The sequence below is a fragment of the Micromonospora sp. NPDC005237 genome (assembly GCF_040607775.1).
Lineage (GTDB): Bacteria > Actinomycetota > Actinomycetes > Mycobacteriales > Micromonosporaceae > Micromonospora.
This window is the reverse complement of record NZ_JBEXHJ010000007.1, coordinates 209,217-233,620: the sequence shown is the minus strand read 5'-3', so window position 1 is coordinate 233,620 and position 24,404 is coordinate 209,217. Positions and strand designations below refer to the sequence as shown.

At 71.9% G+C, this 24,404-nt stretch carries 23 protein-coding genes; 14 read left to right on the top strand and 9 right to left on the bottom strand.

Going from position 1 to position 24,404, the window contains the following annotated elements:
* Window positions 1-42: 42 nt before the first annotated feature.
* Window positions 43-2,751, bottom strand: coding sequence for a COR domain-containing protein (locus tag ABZT87_RS20685; protein ID WP_354859618.1), 2,709 nt, complete (start codon window positions 2,749-2,751; stop codon window positions 43-45).
* Between the two features lie 183 nt (window positions 2,752-2,934).
* Here ABZT87_RS20685 and ABZT87_RS20680 point away from each other — a divergent pair, with 183 nt between their 5' ends.
* On the top strand, window positions 2,935-3,519 hold the full coding sequence (locus tag ABZT87_RS20680; protein ID WP_355137434.1) for a hypothetical protein: 585 nt from the start codon (window positions 2,935-2,937) through the stop codon (window positions 3,517-3,519).
* Window positions 3,520-3,766: 247 nt separating this feature from the next.
* Here ABZT87_RS20680 and ABZT87_RS20675 read toward each other — a convergent pair whose 3' ends face one another.
* Complete coding sequence (locus ABZT87_RS20675; protein WP_355137432.1) at window positions 3,767-4,060, bottom strand: DivIVA domain-containing protein; 294 nt, start codon at window positions 4,058-4,060, stop codon at window positions 3,767-3,769.
* A gap of 213 nt (window positions 4,061-4,273) precedes the next feature.
* Here ABZT87_RS20675 and ABZT87_RS20670 point away from each other — a divergent pair, with 213 nt between their 5' ends.
* Genes ABZT87_RS20670 through ABZT87_RS20660 form a run of 3 tightly spaced genes read left to right on the top strand, consistent with a single transcriptional unit; the run spans window position 4,274 to window position 6,669 of the window.
* Window positions 4,274-4,513 carry a winged helix-turn-helix domain-containing protein gene (locus ABZT87_RS20670; RefSeq protein WP_354859612.1) on the top strand — a complete coding sequence of 80 codons (240 nt, stop codon included), beginning with the start codon at window positions 4,274-4,276 and terminating at the stop codon, window positions 4,511-4,513.
* Window positions 4,514-5,065, top strand: a complete 552-nt coding sequence (locus ABZT87_RS20665; protein ID WP_355137430.1) for a hypothetical protein — start codon at window positions 4,514-4,516, stop codon at window positions 5,063-5,065.
* Between the two features lie 59 nt (window positions 5,066-5,124).
* Complete coding sequence (locus tag ABZT87_RS20660) at window positions 5,125-6,669, top strand: NAD(P)-binding domain-containing protein (protein WP_355137428.1); 1,545 nt, start codon at window positions 5,125-5,127, stop codon at window positions 6,667-6,669.
* On the opposite strand, the gene ABZT87_RS20655 is transcribed toward ABZT87_RS20660, so the two are convergent.
* The 7 genes from ABZT87_RS20655 to ABZT87_RS20625 form a co-directional block, all read right to left on the bottom strand.
* Window positions 6,653-7,252 carry a nitroreductase family protein gene (locus ABZT87_RS20655; protein WP_355137763.1) on the bottom strand — a complete coding sequence of 200 codons (600 nt, stop codon included), beginning with the start codon at window positions 7,250-7,252 and terminating at the stop codon, window positions 6,653-6,655. The genes ABZT87_RS20660 and ABZT87_RS20655 overlap by 17 nt on opposite strands.
* Window positions 7,253-7,386: 134 nt before the next feature.
* A complete protein-coding gene (locus ABZT87_RS20650; RefSeq protein WP_355137426.1) occupies window positions 7,387-8,538 on the bottom strand; it encodes a glutamate--cysteine ligase in 1,152 nt (383 codons plus the stop codon).
* An 80-nt stretch (window positions 8,539-8,618) separates the two neighbouring features.
* The gene (locus ABZT87_RS20645) at window positions 8,619-9,749 is read right to left on the bottom strand and encodes a M20/M25/M40 family metallo-hydrolase (RefSeq protein ID WP_355137424.1); all 1,131 of its coding nucleotides are present in this window, start codon (window positions 9,747-9,749) and stop codon (window positions 8,619-8,621) included.
* A gap of 91 nt (window positions 9,750-9,840) precedes the next feature.
* Window positions 9,841-10,404, bottom strand: coding sequence for a carboxymuconolactone decarboxylase family protein (locus ABZT87_RS20640; RefSeq protein ID WP_355137422.1), 564 nt, complete (start codon window positions 10,402-10,404; stop codon window positions 9,841-9,843).
* A gap of 192 nt (window positions 10,405-10,596) precedes the next feature.
* The gene (locus tag ABZT87_RS20635) at window positions 10,597-11,058 is read right to left on the bottom strand and encodes a hypothetical protein (RefSeq protein ID WP_355137420.1); all 462 of its coding nucleotides are present in this window, start codon (window positions 11,056-11,058) and stop codon (window positions 10,597-10,599) included.
* 55 nt (window positions 11,059-11,113) lie between these two features.
* Complete coding sequence (locus ABZT87_RS20630) at window positions 11,114-11,617, bottom strand: hypothetical protein (RefSeq protein WP_355137418.1); 504 nt, start codon at window positions 11,615-11,617, stop codon at window positions 11,114-11,116.
* A 129-nt stretch (window positions 11,618-11,746) separates the two neighbouring features.
* Window positions 11,747-12,520: a hypothetical protein gene (locus ABZT87_RS20625; protein ID WP_354859599.1), complete on the bottom strand. Its 774-nt coding sequence runs from the start codon at window positions 12,518-12,520 to the stop codon at window positions 11,747-11,749.
* 264 nt (window positions 12,521-12,784) lie between these two features.
* Between ABZT87_RS20625 and ABZT87_RS20620 the strand changes: the two genes are divergently transcribed.
* From ABZT87_RS20620 to ABZT87_RS20575, 10 genes are all read left to right on the top strand, one after another.
* A complete protein-coding gene (locus ABZT87_RS20620) occupies window positions 12,785-13,234 on the top strand; it encodes a ribonuclease domain-containing protein (protein WP_354859597.1) in 450 nt (149 codons plus the stop codon).
* Window positions 13,235-13,648: 414 nt separating this feature from the next.
* Window positions 13,649-14,590 (top strand): hypothetical protein, encoded by a 942-nt coding sequence (locus ABZT87_RS20615; protein WP_355137416.1) that lies wholly within the window; start codon window positions 13,649-13,651, stop codon window positions 14,588-14,590.
* A 37-nt stretch (window positions 14,591-14,627) separates the two neighbouring features.
* On the top strand, window positions 14,628-15,797 hold the full coding sequence (locus ABZT87_RS20610) for a hypothetical protein (protein ID WP_354859592.1): 1,170 nt from the start codon (window positions 14,628-14,630) through the stop codon (window positions 15,795-15,797).
* Window positions 15,798-15,813: 16 nt separating this feature from the next.
* Entirely contained in the window at window positions 15,814-16,242 is a 429-nt protein-coding gene (locus ABZT87_RS20605; RefSeq protein WP_234582446.1) for a hypothetical protein, read from the top strand.
* A 28-nt stretch (window positions 16,243-16,270) separates the two neighbouring features.
* Window positions 16,271-16,525 carry a hypothetical protein gene (locus ABZT87_RS20600; RefSeq protein WP_088989350.1) on the top strand — a complete coding sequence of 85 codons (255 nt, stop codon included), beginning with the start codon at window positions 16,271-16,273 and terminating at the stop codon, window positions 16,523-16,525.
* Between the two features lie 2 nt (window positions 16,526-16,527).
* A complete protein-coding gene (locus ABZT87_RS20595) occupies window positions 16,528-19,749 on the top strand; it encodes a hypothetical protein (RefSeq protein ID WP_355137414.1) in 3,222 nt (1,073 codons plus the stop codon).
* Window positions 19,746-21,224 (top strand): hypothetical protein, encoded by a 1,479-nt coding sequence (locus ABZT87_RS20590; protein ID WP_355137412.1) that lies wholly within the window; start codon window positions 19,746-19,748, stop codon window positions 21,222-21,224. Before ABZT87_RS20595 ends, ABZT87_RS20590 begins: the two co-directional genes overlap by 4 nt.
* 2 nt (window positions 21,225-21,226) lie before the next feature.
* Window positions 21,227-21,727 carry a hypothetical protein gene (locus ABZT87_RS20585; RefSeq protein WP_053659787.1) on the top strand — a complete coding sequence of 167 codons (501 nt, stop codon included), beginning with the start codon at window positions 21,227-21,229 and terminating at the stop codon, window positions 21,725-21,727.
* Entirely contained in the window at window positions 21,727-22,377 is a 651-nt protein-coding gene (locus ABZT87_RS20580) for a hypothetical protein (protein WP_354859584.1), read from the top strand. Before ABZT87_RS20585 ends, ABZT87_RS20580 begins: the two co-directional genes overlap by 1 nt.
* Window positions 22,374-24,401, top strand: coding sequence for a hypothetical protein (locus tag ABZT87_RS20575; protein ID WP_355137410.1), 2,028 nt, complete (start codon window positions 22,374-22,376; stop codon window positions 24,399-24,401). Before ABZT87_RS20580 ends, ABZT87_RS20575 begins: the two co-directional genes overlap by 4 nt.
* The last annotated feature ends 3 nt before the right edge of the window (window positions 24,402-24,404 follow it).

The window sequence follows — 24,404 nt, the reverse complement described above, 5'->3', positions numbered from 1 at the left end:
GTGCCGTTCTGCTGAGCTGCCACCGATCGGGGCGGCGCGGTGTCAGGCGGGCAGCACCGGCAGACCTGGGTCGTGCATGCGTCGGTGGGTCGGGCACACCCACAGGAACTCCCCGGTGGACGTCAGCACCCGGCCGAGCCCACCAAACGTCCGTACGGCGTCCAACTCCATGAGCAGCACCTTGAACGAGCGCAGGGCGGCGCCCTGTGCCACGGTCAGGGCGTGCCGTGACTCGGGCGGCGCGGCCAGCGCGTCCTCGGCGAGCGACGTGGGCAACGAGTCGATCAGACTCTTCATCAGGTCCAACTCCCGCTGCGCGTGCTCCAGGTTGGGCGCGACGTAGCCGGCCACCGAGGCCGCCACCGGATACACGAGGCGCAGGGTCTTGAACACCAGGTTCAGGTACGGCGCGGCCTTCTCCAGCCAGGCGCGCGGCTGGGTCAGCTCGTAGCTGGCCCCGTCCCAGGTGTGCCATTCGCCGGGCTGCTCGCACCAGAGGGTGATCCGGATCGACCGCTGCCCGAACGAGAGACGACGCCAGCCGATGGGCGGGATCGTGGCGACGGTGAACAGCCGCGGGCAGTCGGTCACCTCCGTGCCGACGGCCCGCACCAGTCGGCGCAGGTGGTGGGCCGTGTCCGCGGCGAACGACGCCGTCTCCGCCACATGGTCCCCGATCAGGCCGACCTCCTGGCTGAGGGTGCTGAGCCGTCGTTCCAGCCGGTTCAGCTCCGCGCCGAAGGGCTGCGGCGCCACGAAACCGGTCAGCAGGCCGGCGACGTCGTGGTCCTGCTGGCAGGTCAGGCAGGGGAGTACGACCTCCGGCCGGTTCGTCCCGGCCGCCGGGGTCACGTCGAACAGGCCGACGGACTGGACCGGGCCGGGACGCGTCGAACGCTCCCGGAACTTGATCAGCCCGTCGAGCGGAAAACGCCCGGTGCAGGCCACGCCGTCGGCGTCGCGGCTCGGGCACGGTACGAACAGCTTGAAGGGCAGGCCCGGCCAGCGCGTGGTGAGGAGGCGCTCCAGGCTGTCCCGCAGCACGTTGAAGAAGAGATCGGGCGACGGAGCGCGGACTTCGATGGCCAACCTGTGGTCGGCCTGCAACTCCACCAGCGCCTCGGACTGGTACGTGTCGATCGGATGGCGCAGGAACACGCCTCGCCGCCAGTGCCGACCCGTCGACGCGTCGTGGTGGCGGACGGTGATCCACGAGACCAGGCCCGGCGGCGCGCTCTCGCCGAGTTCACAGGTGAGCCGCAGCACCCGGATACCGTCCGGTACCGGCTGTGTCGCCTCCCACGGCAGCCGGGGGCGCTCGTACCGGACCAACTGGGCGATCAGGCTCCGGTCACCGTCGTTGAGCCGGTACGAGACGTCGAACTTCTCCATCAACCGCAGGAAGAACGGGTGGTGGACCGGGTTGTACGACAGGCCGTCGTCGCGCGGACGCCAGATGTGCCGCAGCTCGTGGTGTTCGAGGATTCCGTCGCCAGCCCGAACGCCGTGGTCCTCCAGCACGTGGCTGATCGCCTTCGTCAGCCACTCGGGGTTGAGGATCACGATGTCGCGCAGACCGTCGTCGTCGCCGTAGTAAATGACCTGGCCCAGGTCGTGCAGCAACTCGGCAAGGTGGACGACCTCGTCGTCGCGGACCCGGTGACGGCGGCAGATCGCGGCGAAGTCCTCGAAGGACATCTGCGGCTGGGCACCGGCCTGCGCCAGGATCTCGTCCCGGGCGCTGGCCCACCGGCGGCTGGTCAACTGGCCCATCTGCGGCAGCCGTGCCGCCTCGTCGCCGATGGCCCTCCGTAGCGCCGTGACGCCGCGGTTGGTTTCGCTGTCCACCGCGTACTGGCCCGCGATCATGCCCGGGAACAGCTCCCGCAGGCGCGGGAAGTCCAACTCCGGCCGCCGTTCGTCCGCGTGGGTGGCCACGATCATCACCGAGGCCTCCGTTCCCACCCGCAGTCGGATGCGGTGCAGCCAGCCCTCCACCTCGCCCTGCTCCTGGCCCTCGCGTGGGTGCCAGACGAGCAGGTAGATGGCGCGTCGACTGAAGAAGAACTGGTGGGTCACCCGGTAGATCTCCTGGCCACCGAAGTCCCAGGTGCGCAGCGTCAACGTCTCGTTCAGGAACGGGTGCGGCAGAACCAACTCCCGGATCTGAATGCCGTGCGTTGTCGGACGCCCCTTCACGAACTGCTCGCCGTTGAGCGCGCCCACCAGCGACGTCTTGCCGACGTTCCCCTCGCCCACCAGCAGGATCTTGGCCTCGTACTGCGGAGCCCCGTCCCCCAGGCTCTGCAGGTACGCCCCCAGCGCGGCGTCCCCACGACGCAGCGTCTCGATCAGGGCCTGGTCCAGCGGGTTGTCGTCGAGCCGGATCGTCAGCTGACCCCGGATCAGCAGCGGCGCGAGACTCGTCGGGAGGGTCTTGAGCAGGTTGCCCCGCAGGTCGAGCAGTTGCAGATCGGGCAGCGCACCAAGCTCCTCGGGCAGGACCGTGAGCCGGTTTCCGCCGAGATCCAGCTCGCGGAGGCGCTTCAGCTCGCCGATCTCGCGCGGGAGGTTGCTCAGCCTGTTTCCAGCGAGGTCCAGCTTCTCCAGCTGCCCCAGAGCGCCGATCTCGGGCGGTAGCCTGCGGATCTCGTTGCCGTACAGGGACAGCACCTCAAGCTCGGTCCGCTCCAGCAGGTCCGCGGGGACCGATGAAATGCCCGTCCGGCCCAGGTTCGCTACCGTCTTCATCGGTTGTCCGTCCTGTGCGACATCGGTGACCGACCACCACTATGGACGGCGGGTGCCACCGCGACGTCCCTCAATCAGGTCACGTTTCCCGACCGGCAGCAGGACGGACAGTGCCCCCTCGTCGCGTCCCGTCCGCCGGCGGCGGGTTGGCACAGCCCACCCCGGTACGGCAGCCTCGGCGTCGTGGGCACGTTCCTGACGCAGCTTCCGGCGCTCCTCGGTGTGTTGGTCGGCACCTTGGGCACGATCCTCGCCACCTCGCTCGCCGACCGCGCGCGCTGGCGTCGTAGCCAGAACGTGCGCTGGGACGAGCGACGCCTCGACGCGTACGTCGAGTTCGCGCACGCCCTCAAGGAGAGTCACGCGGTGGCGTTGCGGATGACGGCCCACCTGCGGCCTGGGTCGCACAGCCACCCGATCGACCGGGAGGAGGGCCTCGCCCGGCTCGCCGAGTCGGACGCGCGGCGCACCATCGTCTGGGAGAACCTGCTGCTTCTCGGCGACGAGCCCACGGTGCTCGCCGCCGCGGCCTGGCGGGACGCGATCTGGCAGTTGGAGCGGCTGGCCCGGGGGATCGTCGAAGCTCCGGAAGACATCTCGGCGCAACTGGACGGGGTCAACGAGGCCCGGGACGGCTACTACCGGGCGGCCCGACGGAGCCTCGGCGTCCGGGGCGGCTCGGTGGAGCAGTCGGCCGCGCTACGTCAGGCGCTCGCCGGCCGGACGACCGTACCGGCCGAGAGCACGGTACGCGTCGACGACGTGTGACGAACCGTGGAGGGGATCTCCCCGGTGCCGTTCGGAGTCCGGAGACCGGCGAGTTGTACGAAGACCTCGCGTTTGACGGTCGCGTCGCCTCGGCGGTCGAGGACGTAGCCCGTCAACCAGACCCAGCCCTCGTACGTCGGCTGGTTCGACACCGACACGACGCGGAAGGTCAGGGCGCGGTCCCCGGAAAACTGCACCGAGGCTCGACCGTCGATGACGAGAAGGCCGCCGGGGGAGGGGCGCGCGGTCACCAGTGGCCGGAGTTGGGATGCTGCTCGTGCGGCGGCCGGCACTCCTGCGCGTGCATGGTCTGCCAGTCCCGTAGTGCCCGTCCGAGCCGGTCGTTCTCCCGGCTGAGCAGCCGTACCGTCTCGTTGAGCATGCCCAGCTCATCGGCCACCCGGGCTTGGAACTCGCGTACCTCCACGGGGTCGACGCCGCGCCGATGCGCGGCGAACTCGCGGGTCCGCACCTCGTACGGGGTCAACCGGGCCGCGTAGCCGGCGGGGTAGGTCCGGCCACCTCGATACACCTGAGCCACGACAGTCCTTTCTGAGAGCAGGCGGGAGCGCGAGGTCCTGGTGGTGGGGTCGGGACGGGCACACGCACCCGCCCCGACCGAGGGGATGAGCCGCACTCGTTGCCACGCGAGGACCGGCTCCGCTTCAACGTATCTAGACATGCTAGCTAAGTCGACGCTGCTTGTTAGGTGCGTCGCGGTGTGATCAAATCGGGTTGCCACGCGAGGAGTGCCATGCGAGAAGTGCCGGATTACTGGCGCATCGCCGATGATGTGATCGCCGACGTCAGGTCGAAGAAGGTCAAGCCGGGGGACAAGCTGCCCTCAATCGCTGAACTACGTGTGCGATACGACGTCAGCCACGGGACTGTGCAGATGGCCTACGCCCGGTTGGAGGCGCTGCGGGTGATCCGGCGGCAGCAGGGCAAGGGCGTCTTCGTGACCGACCCGAAGACCTGGATGCGCGAGCCGTAGGTGGCGTGGGACATCTCGGAACACGCCGCGTACGCGGGCGGCCTCGCCACACGGGTGGCTGAGCTGCGACGGCGTTTCCCCGACGCGCTCGTGACGTGCGATGTCGAGGGTGCGTTCGCCGGGCCCGAACTCATCTGCTGGAACGCCCGCCCGGAGGAGACCTGGGTGTGGGTGTTCGAGCCCGACGATGCTGCGGGAGTACGGCGAGCCCAGTCCCGGCTGGAACAGCTCCTCGCGGCTCCGCACGAGTTGACCAGCGTCGTGGACAAATCCGTGGTCGCCGGCCCGAACGACGTCTTCGACAAGGGCTCTGTCACGGCGTCCAGTTACATCGACGTGGACGGGCGGATCGAGATTCGCAACGGGCCCGGAGACGGTACCCAGCTGTTCCGGGCGTTCGACATCGAGGGTTTCGACGACACCGCGGAACGGGTCGCGATCAACCTGGCGTTCGGCGCCGCCTACAAGGCGGATCGGGACTCCCGGAAGGCATTGGGTTTCCGGTACGACCGGCCCTCTCCGCGTTCCCGGGAAGATGACGAACGGCATTGACACATATCGCTTGGCATCCCATGGTCGATGGATTCATCCCTCCGTCGAAGGGCCGCAGGATGCTCAGCAGTGAACACCGGTACGTCATCGTCGGGGCGGGGCCCGCCGGCCTTCAACTGAGCTACTACCTTCAGCAGCACGGTGCCGACTACCTGACGCTGGAGAGTGGCGACGAGCCCGGCGGCTTCTTCCGGCGGTTTCCGCGCCACCGCAGGCTCATCTCGCTGAACAAGGTGCACACCGACAGCGCCGATCCGGAGATCCGCCTGCGCTGGGACTGGAACTCGCTGCTCAACGACTCCCCGGACCTGCTGTTCCCGCGCTTCAGCGAGGAGTATCTGCCCGCCGCTGACGACCTGGTGCGCTACCTCGCCGAGTTCCAGCGGGTCCATGCGCTCAACATCCGGTTCGGCACGACGGTCGAGCGGATCACGCGCAGCGGCGACGGCTTCGTCGTGGGCACCGACCAGGGAGAGGTGCGCGCGCGCTGCCTGGTCGTCGCGACCGGCTGGGGCCGGCCCTTCGTGCCGGCCATCAAGGGCATCGAGCATGCCATCGGGTACGAGGACATGGTCGTCGACCCCACGGCGTACGACGGTCAGCGGGTCCTGATCATCGGTAAGGGCAACTCGGCTTTCGAGACCGCGTCGGCCATCCTCGGCCGAGCGTCGATGGTGCACCTCGCCAGCCGGCAGCCCCTGCGACTGGCGTGGAACACCAAGCACCCCGGGGACGTGCGTGGTCAGTACGGCGCGATCCTCGACAGCTACCAGTTCAAGACGCTGCACTCGGTGTTGGACTGCACGATCGACGAGATCCGGCCCGTCGACGGGCGGTTCCGGGTGTCGATCACGTACACCCACGCCGAGGGGGAGACCGCCGAACTGGACTACCACACGGTGCTGCGGTGCACCGGGTTCCGGATGGACACGACGATGTTCGACGAGACGTCCCGACCCGAGATGGTGCGCGACGGCCGCATGCCCGGCCTACGCCCCGACTGGCAGTCCAGCACCATCGACGACCTGTACTTCGCCGGCACGATCGCCCAGGCGCGGGACGCGAAACACGCGTCGTCGCCGTTCATCGACGGCTTCCGGTACAACCTCCGGACGTTCACCCGGATCCTGCGGGAGCGCTACGAGGGCGTGCCGCTGTCGTACGCGACGACGCCGGCCGACGCCGTGTCGCTGACCAAGCTGATGCTCGACCGCGTCAACTGGTCCTCGGCGTTGTGGACCCAGTTCGAGTACCTTTGCGACGCCTTCGTCCGTGACGATGCCACCGGCGACATCCACCACTACGAGGACCTGCCGGAGGACTACGCCGTGGAGCGTTTCGCGGCGGCCACGCAGTGGTACACGCTCGCGTTGCGGTGGGGCCGCGACGACTACGGCGACGTCTTCGCCATCGACCGGCACCCGACGCCCGACCGGGCCCGGGAGAGCGCCTTCATCCACCCGGTGATCCGGCGTTACCGCGGTACGGAACTCGTCCACGAACAGCACCTGCTGGAGGATCTGCTCGCCGAGTGGCGACGCCCGGACCGACACGTCGAGCCGTTGGTCGAGTTCCTGACCGGGGACCTCACCAACGGATCATGACCTCGTCGAGGGGTTTGCGGGCCAGATCGGGGACGTGGGCGTCCGGGGTGGGATAACCGACGGGCATCACGACGTACGGGCGCTCCTCCGCAGGTCGCTCGCACACCTCGTTGAGGAACCGCATCGGGCTGGGCGTGTGGGTCAGTGTGACCAGGCCGGCGTGGTGCAGCGCGGTGATCAGCAGGCCGACCGCGATGCCGACGGACTCCTTGACGTAGTACGGCTTCGGGCTGTGCGGCCCCTGGTGCACCTCGAATACGACGATGACGGCCGGTGCGGTCTCCAGGAACGGCTTGCGCCAGTCGGTGCCGAGCCCGGCGATCGCACCCAGCCACTCCGGCGAGGCGCGGCGGTCGTAGAACGCCCGTTCCTCGGCCTCGGCGGCCTCGCGCAGCCGGCGTTTGCGGGCCGGGTCGGTCAGGACGACGAACCGCCACGGCTGCACGTTGGCGCCGCTGGGCGCGGTCGACGCCGCCCGGATCGCGGCCTCGACGACCCCGTCGGGCAGCGGGTCACTGGCGAAGTCCCGCACCGACCGGCGCTGCGCCATCCGCTGAGCGAACGCCTCCGCCTCGCGCACCATGTCGGCCGGCGGTCGGCGGTGGTGCTGGACGGGGACCCTGGGTACCAGGTCGGTGTCGTTCACCTGTGGCCTCCCTGATGAAACTGTGCCGGTCTCCGGTCCCTCCAGCATCGCGGAGCCGCCGCCGCCTGTCGTTACGCAGGCGTGCCCTGTTCACAGGCGGGCAGGTCGGGGGCGGTCCGGCTGACGAGCTCGTCGACCACGTCAGTCAGACGTCCGCGCGCTGCCTGGGCGGCACGCTGACGGGTCGCGCCGTCGCCGTCCGCGGCGAGCCACTTCAGCCAGCCCTCCACCCGTTCGCGGTCACCCGCCGCGTCCAACGCCGGCCGGGCGCGCTCGACCAGCCGCTCGGCCAGGGCCGCCGCGGGCAGCAGCCGGCCCGTGCCGACGTCGACGCCGTGGCCGCCCATCCCGTCGCGGGCGGCCCGCCAGTAGGCGAGTCGCAGCAGCTCGGGAGCCAGCCGCGGTCCCTCGTCGCCCCGGTCGACGGCCTCCCCGGCGGCGACCACCAGGGCCCGCACCAGGGCAGCGAGCGCCGCGGACTCGGCGGCGGTGACGGGCACGTCGGCCACCCGTACCTCAAGCGTGGGGTGGTGTGTGGACAGGCGCAGGTCCCAGAAGATCGTGCCGTGGTCGACCAGCGCGCCGGCGTCGAGGAGCATGTCCACGTGGTCGTCGTACTGCCGGGCGGACGTCAGGTACGGCGGCGGGCCGGCCACCGGCCAGCGCCCCCACGTGACGCTGCGCCAACTCGCGTAGCCGGTGTCGCGCTCCGCCCAGTAGGGCGAGTTGGCGCAGAGGGCGAGGAACACCGGCAGGTGTGCGCGCAGGTGGTTGCCGATCAGCACGGCCCGGTCCCGGTCGGGCTGCTGCACGTGGACGTGCACGGCGCAGATCGCCAGCTCGTCGTGCAGCCCACGGAAGGTGGCGGTGCCCCGATCCTGCCGCGGCCCCTCGGTGAGCGGCGGCGGCACGGCACGGCCCAGCACCGGCGAGCCGCTGGCGATCACCCGCAGACCCGCCGAACGGGCCGCGGTCTGGATGGCGGCCCGGCCCTCGACGAGCTGCGCGGCGAGATCGTCGAGGCCCTGGCACGGGTCGGTGCGGGTCTCGATCTGCAACCTGGTGATCTCGCCGCCCACCCGAGGGCCCAGCGTCGCTCGTGCACCGTCGACGACGGTGGCCGCCTCCGGTACGACCTCGCCCCGGTCGGCGTCGACGACGAGGAATTCCTCCTCGACGCCGAGCGGGGGAATGAGCGATTCCGAGTGCTGTCCCGTAGGCATGCCGAAGCCCACCCCTCGCTGCCGGTCACGCACCGGCGAGAAGCACGTTACGGGATGTCGTCGATGAGTCGCGGCCCGAATTAATCCATCGTGGACAGCGCGTCGACGAGTCCGGCGAGCAGCGCCGTCCGTTCGGGCATCCGGTCGAGGCAGACGTACTCGTCGGCGGCGTGCGCTCCGCCACCGACCGCCCCCAGGCCGTCGAGGGTCGGTACGCCCAGCGCGGCGGTGAAGTTGCCGTCGGACGCGCCAGCGGCGTACGCGCCGGTCAGGCGCGGGATGCCCAGCCGGCGGGCGATCGACTGGGCCACCTCCAGCAGTGGCCGCGCGAGCTCCGGGGCCATCGGGTAGCGGTTGATCCCACCCTGCACGGCCAACGTCGCCTCGGGCAGGAACGGGACGAGCCCGCGAATGGCGTGGTCGACGCGTTCGAGTTCGTCCCTCGTCCAGGCCCGGACGTCGACGGCCACGCTGGCGCGCTCGGGCACCGTGTTCGTCGTGGTGCCGGCGGAGAGCACTGTCGGTGTGACGGAGGTGCCGCCGCTGTCGGCCGCGCCGAGCGCGCCCAGGCTGAGAACCTGGTGGGCGACCTCGACGGTGGCGTTGACTCCGCGCTGGGGTTCGACGCCGGCGTGGGCCGCCCGACCGGAGACGGTGAGGCGGTAGACCGAGCCACCCTTGCGGGCCACCTTCAGGTGCCCGTCCGGGGTGGCCGCCTCGCAGACGAGAACCGCGCCCGAGCGGCGCGCCGCACGCTCGATCAGGTGCCGCGACGTGCCGGACCCGCTCTCCTCGTCGCAGGTCAGCAGCACGCCGACCGCCGAGGTGTCCTCGATCAGGCTCAGGGCCGTGAACATCTGCACGATGCCGGCCTTCATGTCGCACACACCGGGCCCCGTCGCCACGTCCCCGCGGACGGCGAAGGGCCGGGACCGGATCGTGCCCACCGGAAAGACGGTGTCGAAGTGGCCGAGCAGCAGCACGCGCTGGTCGACGGCCGGCCACAGCAGGTGCGGCAGGCCGTCGATCACGACCCGGTGGGCGGGCCGGCCGAGCACGTCCTCCCCCCAGTCGGCGAGAAGGTCGGCACAGGACTCCAGCTCAGGCAGCGAGCCCGGTGCCGACTCGCAGGAGACGAGTGTGCTCAGCCGGTCGACCATGTCAGCTCGGAGCCGCTGGGCGGCGTCGAGCAGGAAGCGGGGACGGTCCATCGATCCCTCCAACCGCACGGCCGACGGGCTTCATCAGGCGTGCCCGTCGACCATCGCAGGGGGATCGGGGTGCGGTCACCCGTGGTTGTGCTCAGACTGCCGGTGTACGAGCCGCGGACCCGTAGCCGACGTCGACGATCCGGTGTGCCATCCCGGCGTAGGCCTCCTGGCCCTCGGGCGCGAACGTGCCGAGCCCGTCGACGTACCGGTTGAACATGCAGAACGCGGCGGCGATCAGGACGGTGTCGTGGATCTCCAGGTCGGTGGCGCCCTCGGCGCGGGCGTCGGCGACCAGCTCGGTGGTGACGTTGCGGCCACTGATCTGCACCGCGCCGGCGATGCGCAGCAGCGCCCGCAGCTTGGCCGAGATGGGGGCGGTGTCGAGATCCGCGCGTACCTGGTCGACGAGGGTCATGCCCTCATCGAGCTGCGCGGCGGCGAACGCCGAGTGCGACGCGCAGCAGAAGGTGCACTCGTTGCGCCCGGAGACGTACGCGGCTATCAGCTCGCGCTCACCGGGCGGGAGCGTGTGTGGGGCGCGCAGCAGCACCTCGGCCAACTCGTTGAGCGGCTTCGCCGTCTCCGGACGGTACCGCATCGGGCCGGTGACGCCGGGAAACTCCTTCTCGTCGATCCCCAGATCGATGTGCGCCATGGTGATCTGCCCTCCAGCCGTGAACCGCGGCCCGACCGGGAGGACGCCTCTGCCGGCGACGACTGCCCGTGCGGGGCGACGTGACAGGCGCCGCGCAGCCACGATCTCATCCCGTCCGACGAACGTCTTTCTTCATTCATGCTCTTTCCCACGACCGACCCGGACGGCGCGGCGATCATGGATGGGAGTGGGCTAGCTGTCGATGCCGAAGGCCAGGGCGCCGCAGCCGATCACCAGTACGAGCAGGGTCAGCAGGATGAGGCTCACGATCGCGCCCGGGCGCTGGATCAGCGGCTTGCCGGGGTCGAGGGGTGCCGGCAGTGACGCCGCGACGCCCGGCGTGGGCTGGGGTGGGGCGAGCCGCAGGATGCGGCGCAGCCGGAGGCGGTCGATGCCCAGGAGGATCGGCATGCCGACGACGCCGATTCCCCACCAGCCGGCGAGCAGCGTCTTGTTCGTGTGGTGACGGAACATCGCGAGACCGCAGCTGCGACACATCCACCCGCGCTGCGAGGAGACGACGTACAGGATCACGATGCTCGTCATCGACTGGAAGGACACGTGGGCGGCGGGGTGGCTGCCGCAGAACTGGCATTCCCCGTCGGTGGGCGGGCGTAGGGCGGGCGGCGGTACGGGCGCGGGCATTGTCGTCACAGGTCGCTCCGGCTGGCGAAAGGGCTGGCGAGTGGAACAGTTGCTGCGGGTGCCGTCAGCTGGCCGGTGCGGGGTAGCGGTCGGCGCCGTACTGGCGCAGGGCCGCCTCGACCTGGTCGCGCGACTGCCTGGTGCTCTTCAGGTCGGCGATGCGGTAGCCGCGCAGGCCGGTCAGCTCGACGTCGGGCGGCAGCGCGCGCTCGGTCTGGTCGCCGACCCAGACGGTCAGGATGCTCGGCTTCTCCAGCTTGCCGGCGTTGGGCTTCTTCTCGATCGCCACCCGGCTCACGTCCGACCAGGCGAAGTCCACGGTCGCCTCGCCCCTGGTCCAGGTGATTCCCTGCTCACCGATGCGGACGGCGAACGCCTGACGGCTCTCCCGCACCGCGCCCAGGCCGCCGATCAGAGCGAGCAGCGCCATCACGTAGCCGACCCAGTTGCCGAAGGTGAACTCCCGGCCCATCGCCGCCAGGATCTCCGGCGAGAACACCAGGACGACCGCCAGCACGAGGAGCGCCGGGGCCTTGGCGTACGGCTTCCAATTTCGTTCGAGTTCCATGATGTATTCCTCCCCCGTGCCTTCCCGAGCGGAAGGACGGGAGGATGCTAGCCAGCCGGGCCAGCGTTGGCGATCATGGCAGAACGCGCGGATCGGGAACAATCGGCATGAAGGTCTATGCCGACCCGATCAAGATTTGGTAGCGCGGAGATGAAGAAGTTCGCCGATCCACCGCGCGGCCTCCCGCTGGGCGGCGAGCAGGTGCTGGCGGGCGTCGGCCACCTCCTGGTCGGCGTCCGCGTCGAGGTGGTCGCCCAGGATCGTCGTCCACCGTCGGCTCAGCTCCTCGGCGTACGTCGCCCTGCGCAACTGTTCGTCGAACTGGTACTCCAGTTTCACCATCCGGTCGACGTGCGGCTGGAGCGCCGGCATGATCCGCTCGTCGAGCCGGACGGCGGCGTCGGGTCGGCAGGTGATGAGGACGTCACCGCGCTGGTAGCGCCACTCGGGATCGTCGGCGAGCGCCCGCTGCAACGCCACCTCCAGATCGGCTGCCCGGTGCGGCGGCAGGTCCCGGGCGGCGTCGGCGGCCAGCCGGGTCAGCCGTTGGATGGCGTTCGGTTGGAAGTACTGCACGTACCAGCTCAAGACCTCGGCGCGCAGGCTCGCCGGTGACGACCAGGCGAACGTGGCGCGGACGTAGAACGAGTACACGTACCCGCGAGAGGGGACCGCGATCAGCCGGGGCGCGTCGCGCTGTTCGATGAGCGGACCCGGCGGGGACGGTCCGGCCCCGGCTCCGACGGGTGCCTCGTCCTGGAGCGCGGCCACCAGCCGATCCCACGTCCGTGCCCACCACCGCCAACCCCGGACACTCACGTCCCGGGCGATGGTCAGCCCACGGATGCCCCGCCGACGCCACAGGTCCGCGGGCCTCGGCCTCTCCTCGGGAGCGTCCGTCATGGCACCCCTTCACGGTCACCGATCCGCATGTCACGCTAACAACCAATGACCGATATGCCCGTAGCCGCGCCGATGGCCCCAGGTCGGGTCCGCGTCGGGATGCTCGCGCTGCCCCCGCTGGTGGGGGGACCGATGGTCCGGGGTTCACCGAGCATTGTGGAGCAGTTGGGGTGCGCGGGCTGTCGCTGACGGCCGGCAACGGCGAGACTGACTCCGGTCCGCCAATCACGCGGATCGATGGATCGGATGGTCTGGAGGCAGCCTGTGTCCACCCTCGTGTCCCCGCTGGCCACGCTCGGCGCGATCCGCCGGCGTACCACCACCCTCGCCCTGCTCCTCACCATGGTCGCCGCCGCGCTGGTCGGCCCGTCCGTGGTGGCCCCACGGCTGACCGACTCCGCGTCGGCGGCGGTCTACAGCTCCTGCACCGTCAGCCGCTGCGCGGACGCGCGCACCGCACGCTCCGGCTGGTCCGCCAAGGGCTTCCCGACCAGCCGCGGCTGGTACTCCTGGAGCGGCGGGCTGTCCAACTTCGCCGGCGGCCGGTTCTACAACAACGAGGGTCAACTGCCCACCAACGCCACCTACTACGAGTACGACGTGTACCCGCGTACCCAGGGCGCTGCCCGCGACGCGTACCGGATCGTGGTGAATCGCAGCAGCGGCGCCACCTGGTTCTCGCCCAACCACTACACCGACTTCTACCGGCTCTGACCGACCCGAGGGCCGGCCGGTCGCACTCGGCCGGCCCTCGAGGCGTCGCCCCGGCCGGATCGGGAGGCACGTACGGAATGTCGCGGTCGGTGACGGCCGGCGGGGTGGTTACTCCAATGAGCGTTATGACTCTGAGGAATGAATATGACTCTGAGGTATGTCGCTCTCACGAGTGACCGAGGCCGGACGGCGCCGGGCGCGCCGGATCGTGCCTCCCGCCGAGACAACGCCAGCCCGGCCGAGGACGGTCAGTCGACAAGCCGCCGCTGACTGTGTGGGTGCTCAGTTCCCGACAGTCCGGACCTCGCCGGGGCACGGTGACGGTGGTGGTGACGCTCGGGTGACGGCCCCTTCGCGATCCTCGTGCCCAGCCGGGCGGCGTGCCCTGGCAGGGGCAGCGGGGAGGCCGGTGCGGTGGACTTCGTCGACGGGGTGCTGGTGCGGTTGGCCGATCCGGGCACCCGCGCCGCCGTCTTCGACGACGCGTCGCTGGCCCACCTGGTCGAGGCCGCGTACGACACCGAGGCGATGCCGGTCGCGCCCCCGTACGCGGCGGTCTTCGACGAGCTGACCCTCGGCTTCGCCGCCGCGCCCGCGACGCTGGCCGAGGGGGAGTGGCTGGGCTCCGGCGGCACCACCCGTACCGAGCTGCGCGTACGGCTGCACGGCCTCGGCGGGTCGGCGCTGCGCATCGACGCGCTCTGGCGGGGCAGCCTGGTGGTGCGCATGAGCCTCGCCCGGGACCGGGTCGAGGACCTCGACGTGGCGGTGCCGGCCTTCGACGTCGACCCGCAGATCATCGCCGACCTCGGCGCGTTGCCCACCGACCCGGCGCTGTTGGAGACCGAGCGTCGTACCCGACTGGTGGCCCGGCTGCGGGCGGGCCTGCACCAGCCGGCCGCGTTCACGGACGCGCACCTGGACCGGCTGCTCGCGGGTGTCGGCGCCGCGAACGCGGGTGACCTGGTGGCGCGGATGCGCGGGCAGACCGCCGGCGCCACCGTACGGCTGCGCTACGCGGCGCCGCCGGCCGCGCCACCCACACCCCGTCCGCTGCCGTTCGCCGCCGCCGTGCTGATCCGCGACCGGGGCTTCTCCCTCGCCGACCTGCTCGTCGAGACGCGGCTCGTCCGGGCCCGCGCCGAGGAGCTGGGCCTGGACGTGCCCGCACCCGACGACGTCCGGCGGCGGCACCGGGTGGTCGCCGTCTGGGTGGTCCCCATCGAGACGTTCGACGACGACGGTTGGCCCGGCGGCGACGCCGGCACCGCCGCGCAGAAGCGGGCCACCCGGTTCGCCCGCGCCGGCCAGTGGCTCGCCCGCAGCGGCATCGGACTGGCCGCCGTGACGACCTGAGAACCCAGACCAGCAGCAACTTCGTCCGGGAGGACCCGTGGCACCGACAGCAGCATTCCCGTTCATCGAGGTCCGGATCGTGCCGCCACCGGCGCCGCTGGCCCAGCGCTCGCCGGGCGTCATCGCCGTGGTGGGCAAGGCGCCGTCCACGGCCGACGGTGGCTCCGCCCCGGCGAACACGCCGGTCCGGATCGAGACCCTGGACGACGCGGTCACCAACTTCGCCCGCCGGCAGGCCGGCAACGTGGTCCGCAACGCCCTCTACAACTCGCTCGAACTGGCGTTCCTACAGGACCCGCGGCCGGCCAAGGTGTACGGGGTCAAGGTGGCCGGTGACGACTACGCCGCCGCGCTCGGCGGTCTGGAGGCCGCCGACGACGTGACCATGGTGTCGCTGGCCAACGAGTCGACCGTCGGCAACCCGGCCGGAGCCGGGGCGCCCACCGGGTTGCAGGCGCTCAAGGCGCACGTGGAGACGATGTCGGCCGCCGGCCAGCGGCGGATCGGCTTCGCCATGGTCAACCCGGCCACCGAGAAGGGCCCCAGCTACGTCGCCGACATCACCACCGCGGCGAACCCACTCAAGAGCAGCACCAGCCGGATGGTGATGATCGCCGCCCGGGGCGCCGACGGCGACGCCGCCACCGCCGCGATGGCGGCCGTGGCCGGTCTGCCGGTGCACCACAGCATCGTGCTGAAGAAGATCCGTGGGGTGGCCATCCCGGTGGCCAAGCAGTACAGCCCGGCCGAGATCAAGGGCCTCTCCGAGGCCAACCTCACCCCGATCATCGACCCGACGCTGATCACCGGCGAGAGCCTGCACTTCGCCGACGGGCGGCTGTTCACCACCGACGCGAGCCTGCTGCACGTCGACCTGGTCCGCACCCTCGACCAGATCGAGTTCATGCTCCGCGCCGGTCTCATCGGCCTGGTCGGCGACGCCCGCATCACCAAGCCGGGCATGACCCTGCTCAAGACCCAGGTGGACGGCATCCTCGGCCCACTCAAGCGGCAGGCGGTGATCGACGACTACCGCGTCGAGATCCCGGTGCTCGACATCCTCACCATCCCCGAGGCCGCCCGTACCGCCACCGACACCTCGATCGTCACCGCCGCCCGGGCCGACCGCACCGTCGACCTGGTCGTCACCGTCACGTACGGCCCGGCCGTGAGCCGCCTGCTGGTCACGCTCGTGGCCAAGTTCTGACCGGAGGAACCAGACCATGGAGTGGAAGACCCGCCTCGCGGTGCAGTACACCAAGGGCACCGAGACGGTGTTGATCAGCCCGATCGACTCGTTCAGCCCGTCCTTCTCGCTCAACGTCGAGGCGCTGCACTCGTGCGAGGTGACCCACATGGGCGTCATCCACGCGCCGGTGTCGATGAACTTCACGATGACCGTCAAGGCGATCGGGGATGTCGCCGGCCGGCTCACCAAGCTGGCGCTCGACGGCGAGCTGTTCGACATCGCGCTGCTGGAGCACACCGGCGACGACTGGGCGTTCTCGTCCTTCGTGCTGCGGGACTGCCTGATCACCAGCGCGACACCCACCACCGCCACCATCTCCGGCGCCCCGGCGGCGACCTTCAGCGGCTTCAGCCTGGCCGCCTCGGTCGACCCGAAGACCGGCGACCCGTCCGTTCTGCCGTAACCGACCGACGAGGAACCGGAGGTAGCAGATGGCGACCGGAGCTGGCCGCGCCGCCCGGGTCACCCGTACCGGGCTGGCCCTGGTGCACGCGGGTGAGCTGGTGCTGCCGGCGGCCGGCAGCGAGGCGGAAGCCGAGCAGGTGGCCGAGGACGATCGCGCGGTCATCGCGTACCACTTCCCGGTGGAGATCGAGGTGGTCGCGGCCGGCGGCGCCCTCGACGCCGACGCGCTCGCCGACCTCGCGCTGGCCCGGCTCGCCGAGCACCTGGACGGGCGGTTCTGACGGTGGCCATCTCGGTGCACGTGCCGGTGCGGATCCGGCTGGACGCCCGGTCGGTGACCGAGCGGCCGGCGGCCGTGACCGACGCGCTCGCCGCGGCCCTGGCCCGAGCCCTGGAACGCTCCCGGCAGGAGGTGGTCGCGCCGCGCGGCGGCTATCTGGAGGTACGCGCCGCGGCGCCGGACTTCCGGTGGACCGGCGCGGCCGCCGAGCGGGTGTCCCCGGACGACCGGCGGGCCTTCGAGGCTCGGCTGCGCCGGCGCATCGACGACGTGGTCGGCGCGGCGCGGCTGGACCCGGGGCTGCCCCCCGGGGTGGCCGCGCCGCTGAGCCGACCGGCGACCGAACTGTTCGACCCGCAGCGGATGCGCCACCTCCTCGCGGTCTACCGGGTGCCGTCCTACGACGACGGCGGGGACGCCGCCGAGGTGCCGGTGGACGGAGACGAGCCGCCTCCGGTGACCTACCAGTGGCTGTTGCGACCAGCCACCTACCTGGCCGATCACTTCGCCGAGCTGGCCCGCGAGGCGGTACGCCAGCACGGTGGCCTGCCCTCCGGCGCACCACAGGGGATCATCGCGCGGGTGGTCGGCCCCGACGGCCGTCCGGTCTGGGCGATCATGGTGACCACCACGCCACTGTCGGTCCTGACCTTCGAGCGCTTCGGCGAGACGGTGTTCCGGGCCACCCCGCAGCCGCACTTCGAGGTGGAGGAGCGGGTGCCCAGCCCGCAGCCCGGGACGGTGCAGCGGCGGCCGGTCGCCGACCGGAGCGCCCTGGTCGCCATGGTGGACGAGGAGCTGAGCGCCGACATCCGGCAGCGGCTGCGGACCGCTTCGCCGCGCGGCGAGACCACCAGCGCCCAGGAGTACCAGGCGCAGATCGAGCGGGCCGTCGACGCGGAGGTGACCCGGCGGGTCGACGCGATCCTCGCCTCGGTGGGCGGGGCGACGCCGACGTGCCTGGTGGTGGTCAGCATCGGCGGGGTGTCCCTGCTGCTGGTCGGCACCGAGGAGACCGACGCCACCCTGCACTGGACCGGCACGGCCAACCTGCTGCCGATCACCATCGAGCAGCACCCGGCGGCCCCGCCGGACCCGAACGCGCCACCCGGCGGCGGCACGGGTTCCGGCACCGGCACCGGCACCGGCACCGGCACGGGTACCGGCACCGGCACCGGCGCGGGCACGGGCACCGGGTCCGGCAGTGGGTCGGGCGGCGCTGGCGGCACGGGCACCGGGGCGGACGGCGGCACCGGAGGCAGCGGGGACGGCAGTGGTGGCGGCCGGCGGGGCGGGTTCGTCTTCGACCCGAGCAGCCCGAGCGCGCCGGCCGGCGCCGAGGGCAGTCGGTTCCCCGTCGTCGGCGGCGGGCACTCGACGATGCCCGCCTGCGCGCCGTTCAACGGCGAGCCGGAGTTGGCCGCGCTCGGGCCGGACGGCGACGAGCTGCGTCGGCTGATGGACGACATCGCGTTCCGGCTGCAGATGGGTGAGCCGTGCCGCTATCCGGCGAACTTCTGCCTCCAGGCCGCCGCCGTGCTGCGCGGCCGGGCCGCGGCGATCAGCCTGCTGGTCGGCTCCGCCGAACGCGAGGCGTTCACCCGGCCCGTCCCCGAGGGCACCGGAGGGCTCGGCCCGCTGGACTTCCGGCCGGTCGCCTCGCCCGCCGTGCAGTTCCTGCGCCACCTGGCCGGAGTGGTGCCCCGCCTGGACCACCTCGCCCAACTGGTCATGGGCCGCTACAGCCAGCCCGAGCACTTCGCCCGCGTCCAGGGTGGCTGGATCGACTCGTCCGCCTCCTGGAACCTGCACTTCGTCCAGGCGCTCAGCCCAGCCGTCAAGGCCGCGGTGGGGCAGCTGTTCATCGTCGGCAGCCAGGCCATGCTTGTGCAACTGCTGCTCAGCTCGCAGACCGGCATCAACGCGCGGATCGCCCACTTCGACCAGTACGCGCCGATCTTCGAGCGGTTGATCGTCTCCCAACTCACCGACTACGCCGAACTGCAGGGGCTGCGCGAGCGGCTGCGCCGGCACGAGGCGGCCCGGTGGACGGCCGAGCACACCGACGCCGGCGGCGGCGTCCTCGCCACGGTGAGCATGGCCAACCCGTCCACCGCCTGGTACGGGGCAGCCCGCGCCATCTCCACCGCGTTCCTCGCCACCGAGGCCGCCCTGACCAGCCCCGGCGCGGCCGGCGAGATCGTCGAACGCGACGGCGTCACCCGCATCCGCGACTCGCACGCGGTGCTGTGGACCCTCGCCGAGATCGAACAGGCGTTGGTCATCCAGCGCGGCGAGGCCGAGGGCGTCGACCCGCTGGTCAAGCAGATCACCGACCTGCCCGACGTGCTGGCCCGCTTCGCCGGCAACCGGTCGGCGATCCGCGACGAGTTGTGGCGGGTGCTGCAGGACATGCGGCGCAACAACACCGAGATGCTGGGCCGCGCCCGCACCGACGCGCACTTCGCCTTCCGGTCCAGCCGGATCAGCGAGCACATCCCGTCGGCCACCATCGCCGGGTCGAGCTTCGCGTTGCAGGGCATCCACCTGGTCACGCACCAGCAGATCGGCGAGTTCTTCGGCGGCAACCTCTACTACGCCACAGGCGTCGACAGCCTGTTCCACACCGAGTTGGGCCGGGAGGCGCTGAGCGCGTTCGCCATCATGGTGGGGATCATCGCGCTGTCCATCCTCTGCCCGCCGCTGGGCTTCGTGGTCGGGGTGGCCGTCGCCGCCGTCGACGTGGCGCACGCCCACCAGCGGGCCCGCCTCTACTCCTCCATGCTCGACCCGGAGCTGGTGCTCACCCGCACCGAGGTCGAGGTCGAGCTGTTCGCCGCGTACCTCGGGCTGGCGATGTCGCTGATCCCGGAGGCCGGCACCATCGGCGGCGCGGCCGTGCGCGGCGGCCGGGTCGCGCTGCGCTTCGGCGTCCGCGCGGGGCTGCGCGCCGCCCGGGGGTACGTGGTACGCCGGGTCACCCGACAGATCGTCGAAGCCGCCTCCCGCGACCTGCTCCAGGCGTTCCTCACCGAGATCCTGCTCAACGAGGTGCTGGAACGGGTCGTGCAGAAGCTGATGGAGCCGATCCTCGCGTACGTGGAGCGCGAGGCGATGCTCAGCGGCGCGGTCGGCGGCCCGGAGGGCGCCCGGTTCATCCTCATGGTGCTCGACTCGCAGCACACCGCCGCGTCCGGCCCGCGCGTGCCGGTGGTGCGGCCGTGACCGGGCCCCGCCGGTTCCGCGCCGGCCGGTTCCTCGACGCCGCCGCCGTGCACGCAGCCGCCGACGCGAACCCCCGGCTGCGCCGGTTCATGCGGACCATCGCCGAGCACAGCGAGGCCGGCGAGGTGCGGTCGCGGCGGCTGCTGGAGCACCTCATCCGCCGCATCGTCGACGACGTCGGCGACCTGCACCTGGGCAACGCGCTCAACCGGCTGGAACGCATCGCCGTCCTGCGGGACAACATCGCCGCGATCCTCGACCACGTGCTGGAGGGTGGCACCCTGCCCGAGGGGGTGCGGGTGGCGACCCTCGGGGAGTACTTCGACCAGCTCAGCACCGAGATGCGCGAGCTGAGCCGACCTCGCGAGGGCATCGTCGGCGACGCGCCGCTGCGGTTGGCCGACGACGCCGGCGCGTACGCCGACTCGCTGCTGCGCGAGTTCGACGGCGGCGGCGGCGCGGCCGGCCGGCACACCGAGCCGGCCGCGATCGTCGGTGACGCGTTCCGGGCCATGCCGGCGGACCGGCAGGCGGCGCTGCGCCGCGCCGCCGAGCTGGAACCGGCCGCGCTGTGGCGCGCGGTGGCCGCCGAGAGCGAGGGTGGCAAGCGGGCGGCTGTCGCCGATCTGGAGACCCGCCTCGGCGGTCGGCTCACCCCCGACGAGCTGGCCCGGCTGCGCACCGCCGTCGACGACCTCGGCCGGGCCCGCTCGCGCGGCCTGCAGATGAGCGACGCCCGCCTCGCCGACGCCCTGGCCCGCATCGGTGACCCGGAACTGCGGGCCGTGGTGGCTGGCGGCGACGTCTGGCTCACCCAACAACTCGCCGTGCACAACCCGGAGGCCTTGGCCACCCTGTGGCGGCGCTTCCGCGACGGGGGCGGACGCGCCGACGACGGCCCCGGCTTCCGCGCCTACCTGCGCCACGACATGGTTACCTACGGCCGGGGCGTCCTCGGCGAGTACAGCGCCGCGTTCTCCCTGAGCAGCATCGAGCTGTTCCTCAAGGGACCGGACGCCAACGTCAAGGTCGCCGGCACCGACCTCGTCGGCATCGGCCACGACGGCTGGGTGTGGCTCGTCGACGACAAGTCGCACCGGGCGAGCAGCGTCGCCGGGGTCAGCGCGCTCACCGACAACCTCGTGGTCAACCTGCGCCGCGACGCCGCCGATTTCCGCGACGCCATCGCGCGGCTGCAACGCGACGACCCCGGCTTCACCCCGGACCCGCGCATCCTCGACGCGATCTCCCGGATGGAGGACGCCGCCGCCGAGATCGACCGGATCAACCGGCGCGGCTCCGCGTCCACTCGACCCGCGCGCATCAGCGCGGCGCTTGAGGAACGCCGGCTGCGGCTGCGGGTCACCAGCGCCGCGGGCGAGGTCCGCGAGATCACCCAGGCGCTGCGCGACCTGGGCCTGGCCGTCGAACCCACCGGTACGCCGGTGCCGCTGCCACCCGTCGGAGGGCGTTGAGCATGGCCATCACCAGCAGCTTCATGCGCTACGGCACGGTCCCGTCGGCGATCATCAGCGACGGGGTGCTGCCGATCCCGCTCTGGGCGGTCACCGCCATCTCCCTCGCCCAGACCTACCACCTGCCGCCGATCGGCTCCACCGCGCACAAGGCCATCGTGGCCACCCACGACGACACCATCACCCTGACCGGGGTGCTCGTCGGCGCGGAACGCTACGCCTGGAAGTTCGCCCTGGAGACGATGGCCGAGGCGAGCAAACGGGGCACCGCCCTCGCGGCGTACTCCGGGGGGAAGTTCGGCGGGCTCATCCTCGTCACCTCGATGACCATCCGCACCGACATGCAGGTGCAGTCACTGACCTTCAACGCCTCGGCCGCCCGCCGCGACGTCCTGGACACCACCATCACCCTCGTCCACGTGCCCCGTCCCAGCCTGCTCGGCAAGCTGCTCGACGTGGCCAGCATCGGAGTCGGCGCGCTCGCCGACGGGTTGGGCAACTGATGCCACCGTTCCCGATCGACCGCTACCTGCTGCCGGAGACGCCCATCGAGGTGCCCCCCGGGTTCACCGAGGTCCGGCAGAGCCTCACCGCCGGCCTGCCGCACCGCGTCGAGCTGGGCGCCGGCGTGCACGCGGTGCTGATCCTGCCCACCGGGCTGGCCCGGCAGTGGCTGAACACCGACCCCCTCGCCGTGGTGAGCAGCTCCGCCGACGACCTGACGCCCCGACCCGCGCCGCCCGCCACGCCCCGGGCGCCGGCCCTGGTCGGTCGGGTGCCGCTGCGCCTGGTCGTCCGCCAGGGCACCCGGATCCTCGGCTCGGTGCCGCTCGCCGCCGGCCTGCGGCGGGTCTGCCCCGACGCCGGCACACCCGTCGACCCCGCCGGGACCACCCCGGTCGCCGTCGAGGTGGTGGTGCTCGCCTGGCTGCTGCACGCCGGGACGGTACGCGGCTCCGGCGACTACGGCTCCACCCTGACGGTGGCGTGGCGACCCGCCGACCGCGCGGTCGACACCTTCGGGCCGCCGCCTATCAACGAGTTCGTCTGGCGTCGCCGCCCACCCGCGCAGCGCGTCGAATCCGAGCTGGGCCCCGGCAGGCTGCGCTACCGCTACCTGCTCGACAAGAAGATGCGGAGGGTGCTGCGGTGACGCTCACGCCGTTCCAGACCGGCCAGATACGCCAGGGCGCGGTCGGCAACGACGCCGGCTGGACCCTGACGTTTCACCGGGAGACCCCGACCGGGCTCAGCCCCGACGTCGCGCTCACCCTGTCCAGCGCCGACTACTACGCGGCCATCGACGCCGCGCTGCCGGAAGGGCTGGGCCCCGGCGCGTACACGATCACCGTGCAGGGCCTGATCGACGAGCACTTCGCCGCGCTGCGTACCGCCGAGGGGCAGCCGCCACTGGTGGCGAAACTGCACCTGTACTGGCGCGACGCCAACACCTCCGTCGGCGCGTTCTTCACCAACCTGGTCGGCGTCAACGCCGGCCCGACCCCGGCCGAGCTGACCCAGGCGCTGGTCGCCGTGCTGCGGGTGACGAAGGTGCGCCGGCTCACCGGGGAGCGGACGTACGACACCGAGCTGACCCTCGTCGAGCAGGCGTACGCCCGCCTCGGGCAGCGGGTCGCCGAACGGTTCGAGGCGGCCACCTTCACCGCCGCGATCCAAACCATCCGCGACCGGACCCGGGTCGACGTGACCGGGTGGGGCGCCAACCCCGACGGCACGATGACCCGGGGCGCCACCGAGGCGGCCGGCGACGAGCGGGTCGCCTTCGGGGCCGGGCTGCTCTACCGCGCCGCCCTGGAGCGCATCGGCGGCGCGTTGCAGCAGTCGCTCAACGCGTACGGGCGGGGGATGCTGCTGATCCGCGACGGCACCGTGCACGTCGGGAAGCGGCCGATCCCGTACCCGGAGGGGGAGCCGAAGCCGCTGACCCTCGCCACCGGCCTGCTGGAGTGCACCGAGAACGGCACCCAGGACACCGACCCGTACGCGGCCACCGAGACCGGCGGCACCGCCGCACCGCGGCGCAGGGCGTGGACGCTGACCCTCAAGGGCCGCCCCGACCTGAAGCCCGGCGACCTGGTGCGCTTCGATCCGCCGGCGACCGACGAGGCCACCACGCTGGGCAGTGTCGGCGCGGCGCTGCTCGGCTCGTTCGCCGCCCCGTTCGCCCCGTCGACCGGGGAGTTGGGCGCGGGGGCGAAACTGCTCTACCTCAGCGCCGCTCGGCACACCCTGTCGCGTACCGCCGGGTTCGTCACTGTGGTGCAGGGCGTCGAGGTCGCCTCGGGCGCCCAGGCGTGGGACACCTGGAGCGACGCGTCCGGTGTGGCCGCCGCCGAGCCGGCCGGCCCGGCGTCGTCGCCCGGTGTGGCCGCCGCCGAGGCGGTGCGTCGCGCGGCCCGCGCGGCCCGGGGCGAGACGCGTGGCCTGGAGATCGGCGAGGTACGCGCCGCCGCCACCAACGCCAGCGGCGCGGTCGAGCCGCCCGCGCAGACCGAGACGGTGTGGGAGGGCCTGGTCCGCTCGGACGGCCGGCCCAACGCCGCCCGCCGTCTGCCGGTACGCCGGGAGCAGCCCGCGCCGCTGCCCGGCGTGACCTACCTGACCCCGTTCGCCTGGGGTGGGTGCGGGCTCATCCTGCCCCGCTATCCGGGCACCCGGGTGGCGCTGGCCTACCGCAACGGCGCCCCCGACGACCCCGTCGAGGTGGGCGCGCTCTGGCCCACCGGGCACGCCCCGGTGTCGCAGCCGGGGGACTGGTGGCTGTCGCTGCCGGTCGGGGTGGCCACGAACAGCCGCTCGTCGATCGGCGACTCGGTGGTGCCCGCCGACCACGACGGCAAGGTCACGCACGACCTCACCGACGGCGACGGCAACCGCGTCATCGAGCTGGGCGAGCTGACCGTGCGGGTGGGCCGGGACCAGCTGCAGGGACGGGGGCAGCGCCCGCAACGCGCCGACGAGGCCGACAGCATCACCATCGAGCACGCCGCCGGCGGGTCGTCGATCGTCATGAAGCAGGACGGCTCGATCACCATCACCGCCACCCGGATCGACTTGGACGCCGGCAACGGCGCGGTGAACATCAGCGGCGGCACGGTGAGCATCGCCGCCGACGACGTCGACGTCCAGGTCGACAACGCGATGAACGTCCACTGAGGA

What these genes read in the sequence shown, in the direction of transcription:
- ABZT87_RS20655 (WP_355137763.1), bottom strand. Translation starts at nt 7,252, where the DNA reads ATGGTGCGCGAGGCGGAGGCGTTCGCTCAGCGGATGGCGCAGCGCCGG.
- ABZT87_RS20585 (WP_053659787.1), top strand. Translation starts at nt 21,227, where the DNA reads ATGGCCATCACCAGCAGCTTCATGCGCTACGGCACGGTCCCGTCGGCG.
- ABZT87_RS20640 (WP_355137422.1), bottom strand. Translation starts at nt 10,404, where the DNA reads ATGGCGCACATCGATCTGGGGATCGACGAGAAGGAGTTTCCCGGCGTC.
- ABZT87_RS20685 (WP_354859618.1), bottom strand. Translation starts at nt 2,751, where the DNA reads ATGAAGACGGTAGCGAACCTGGGCCGGACGGGCATTTCATCGGTCCCC.
- ABZT87_RS20580 (WP_354859584.1), top strand. Translation starts at nt 21,727, where the DNA reads ATGCCACCGTTCCCGATCGACCGCTACCTGCTGCCGGAGACGCCCATC.
- ABZT87_RS20625 (WP_354859599.1), bottom strand. Translation starts at nt 12,520, where the DNA reads ATGACGGACGCTCCCGAGGAGAGGCCGAGGCCCGCGGACCTGTGGCGT.
- ABZT87_RS20605 (WP_234582446.1), top strand. Translation starts at nt 15,814, where the DNA reads ATGGAGTGGAAGACCCGCCTCGCGGTGCAGTACACCAAGGGCACCGAG.
- ABZT87_RS20660 (WP_355137428.1), top strand. Translation starts at nt 5,125, where the DNA reads ATGCTCAGCAGTGAACACCGGTACGTCATCGTCGGGGCGGGGCCCGCC.
- ABZT87_RS20650 (WP_355137426.1), bottom strand. Translation starts at nt 8,538, where the DNA reads ATGCCTACGGGACAGCACTCGGAATCGCTCATTCCCCCGCTCGGCGTC.
- ABZT87_RS20670 (WP_354859612.1), top strand. Translation starts at nt 4,274, where the DNA reads ATGCGAGAAGTGCCGGATTACTGGCGCATCGCCGATGATGTGATCGCC.
- ABZT87_RS20600 (WP_088989350.1), top strand. Translation starts at nt 16,271, where the DNA reads ATGGCGACCGGAGCTGGCCGCGCCGCCCGGGTCACCCGTACCGGGCTG.
- ABZT87_RS20645 (WP_355137424.1), bottom strand. Translation starts at nt 9,749, where the DNA reads ATGGACCGTCCCCGCTTCCTGCTCGACGCCGCCCAGCGGCTCCGAGCT.
- ABZT87_RS20630 (WP_355137418.1), bottom strand. Translation starts at nt 11,617, where the DNA reads ATGGAACTCGAACGAAATTGGAAGCCGTACGCCAAGGCCCCGGCGCTC.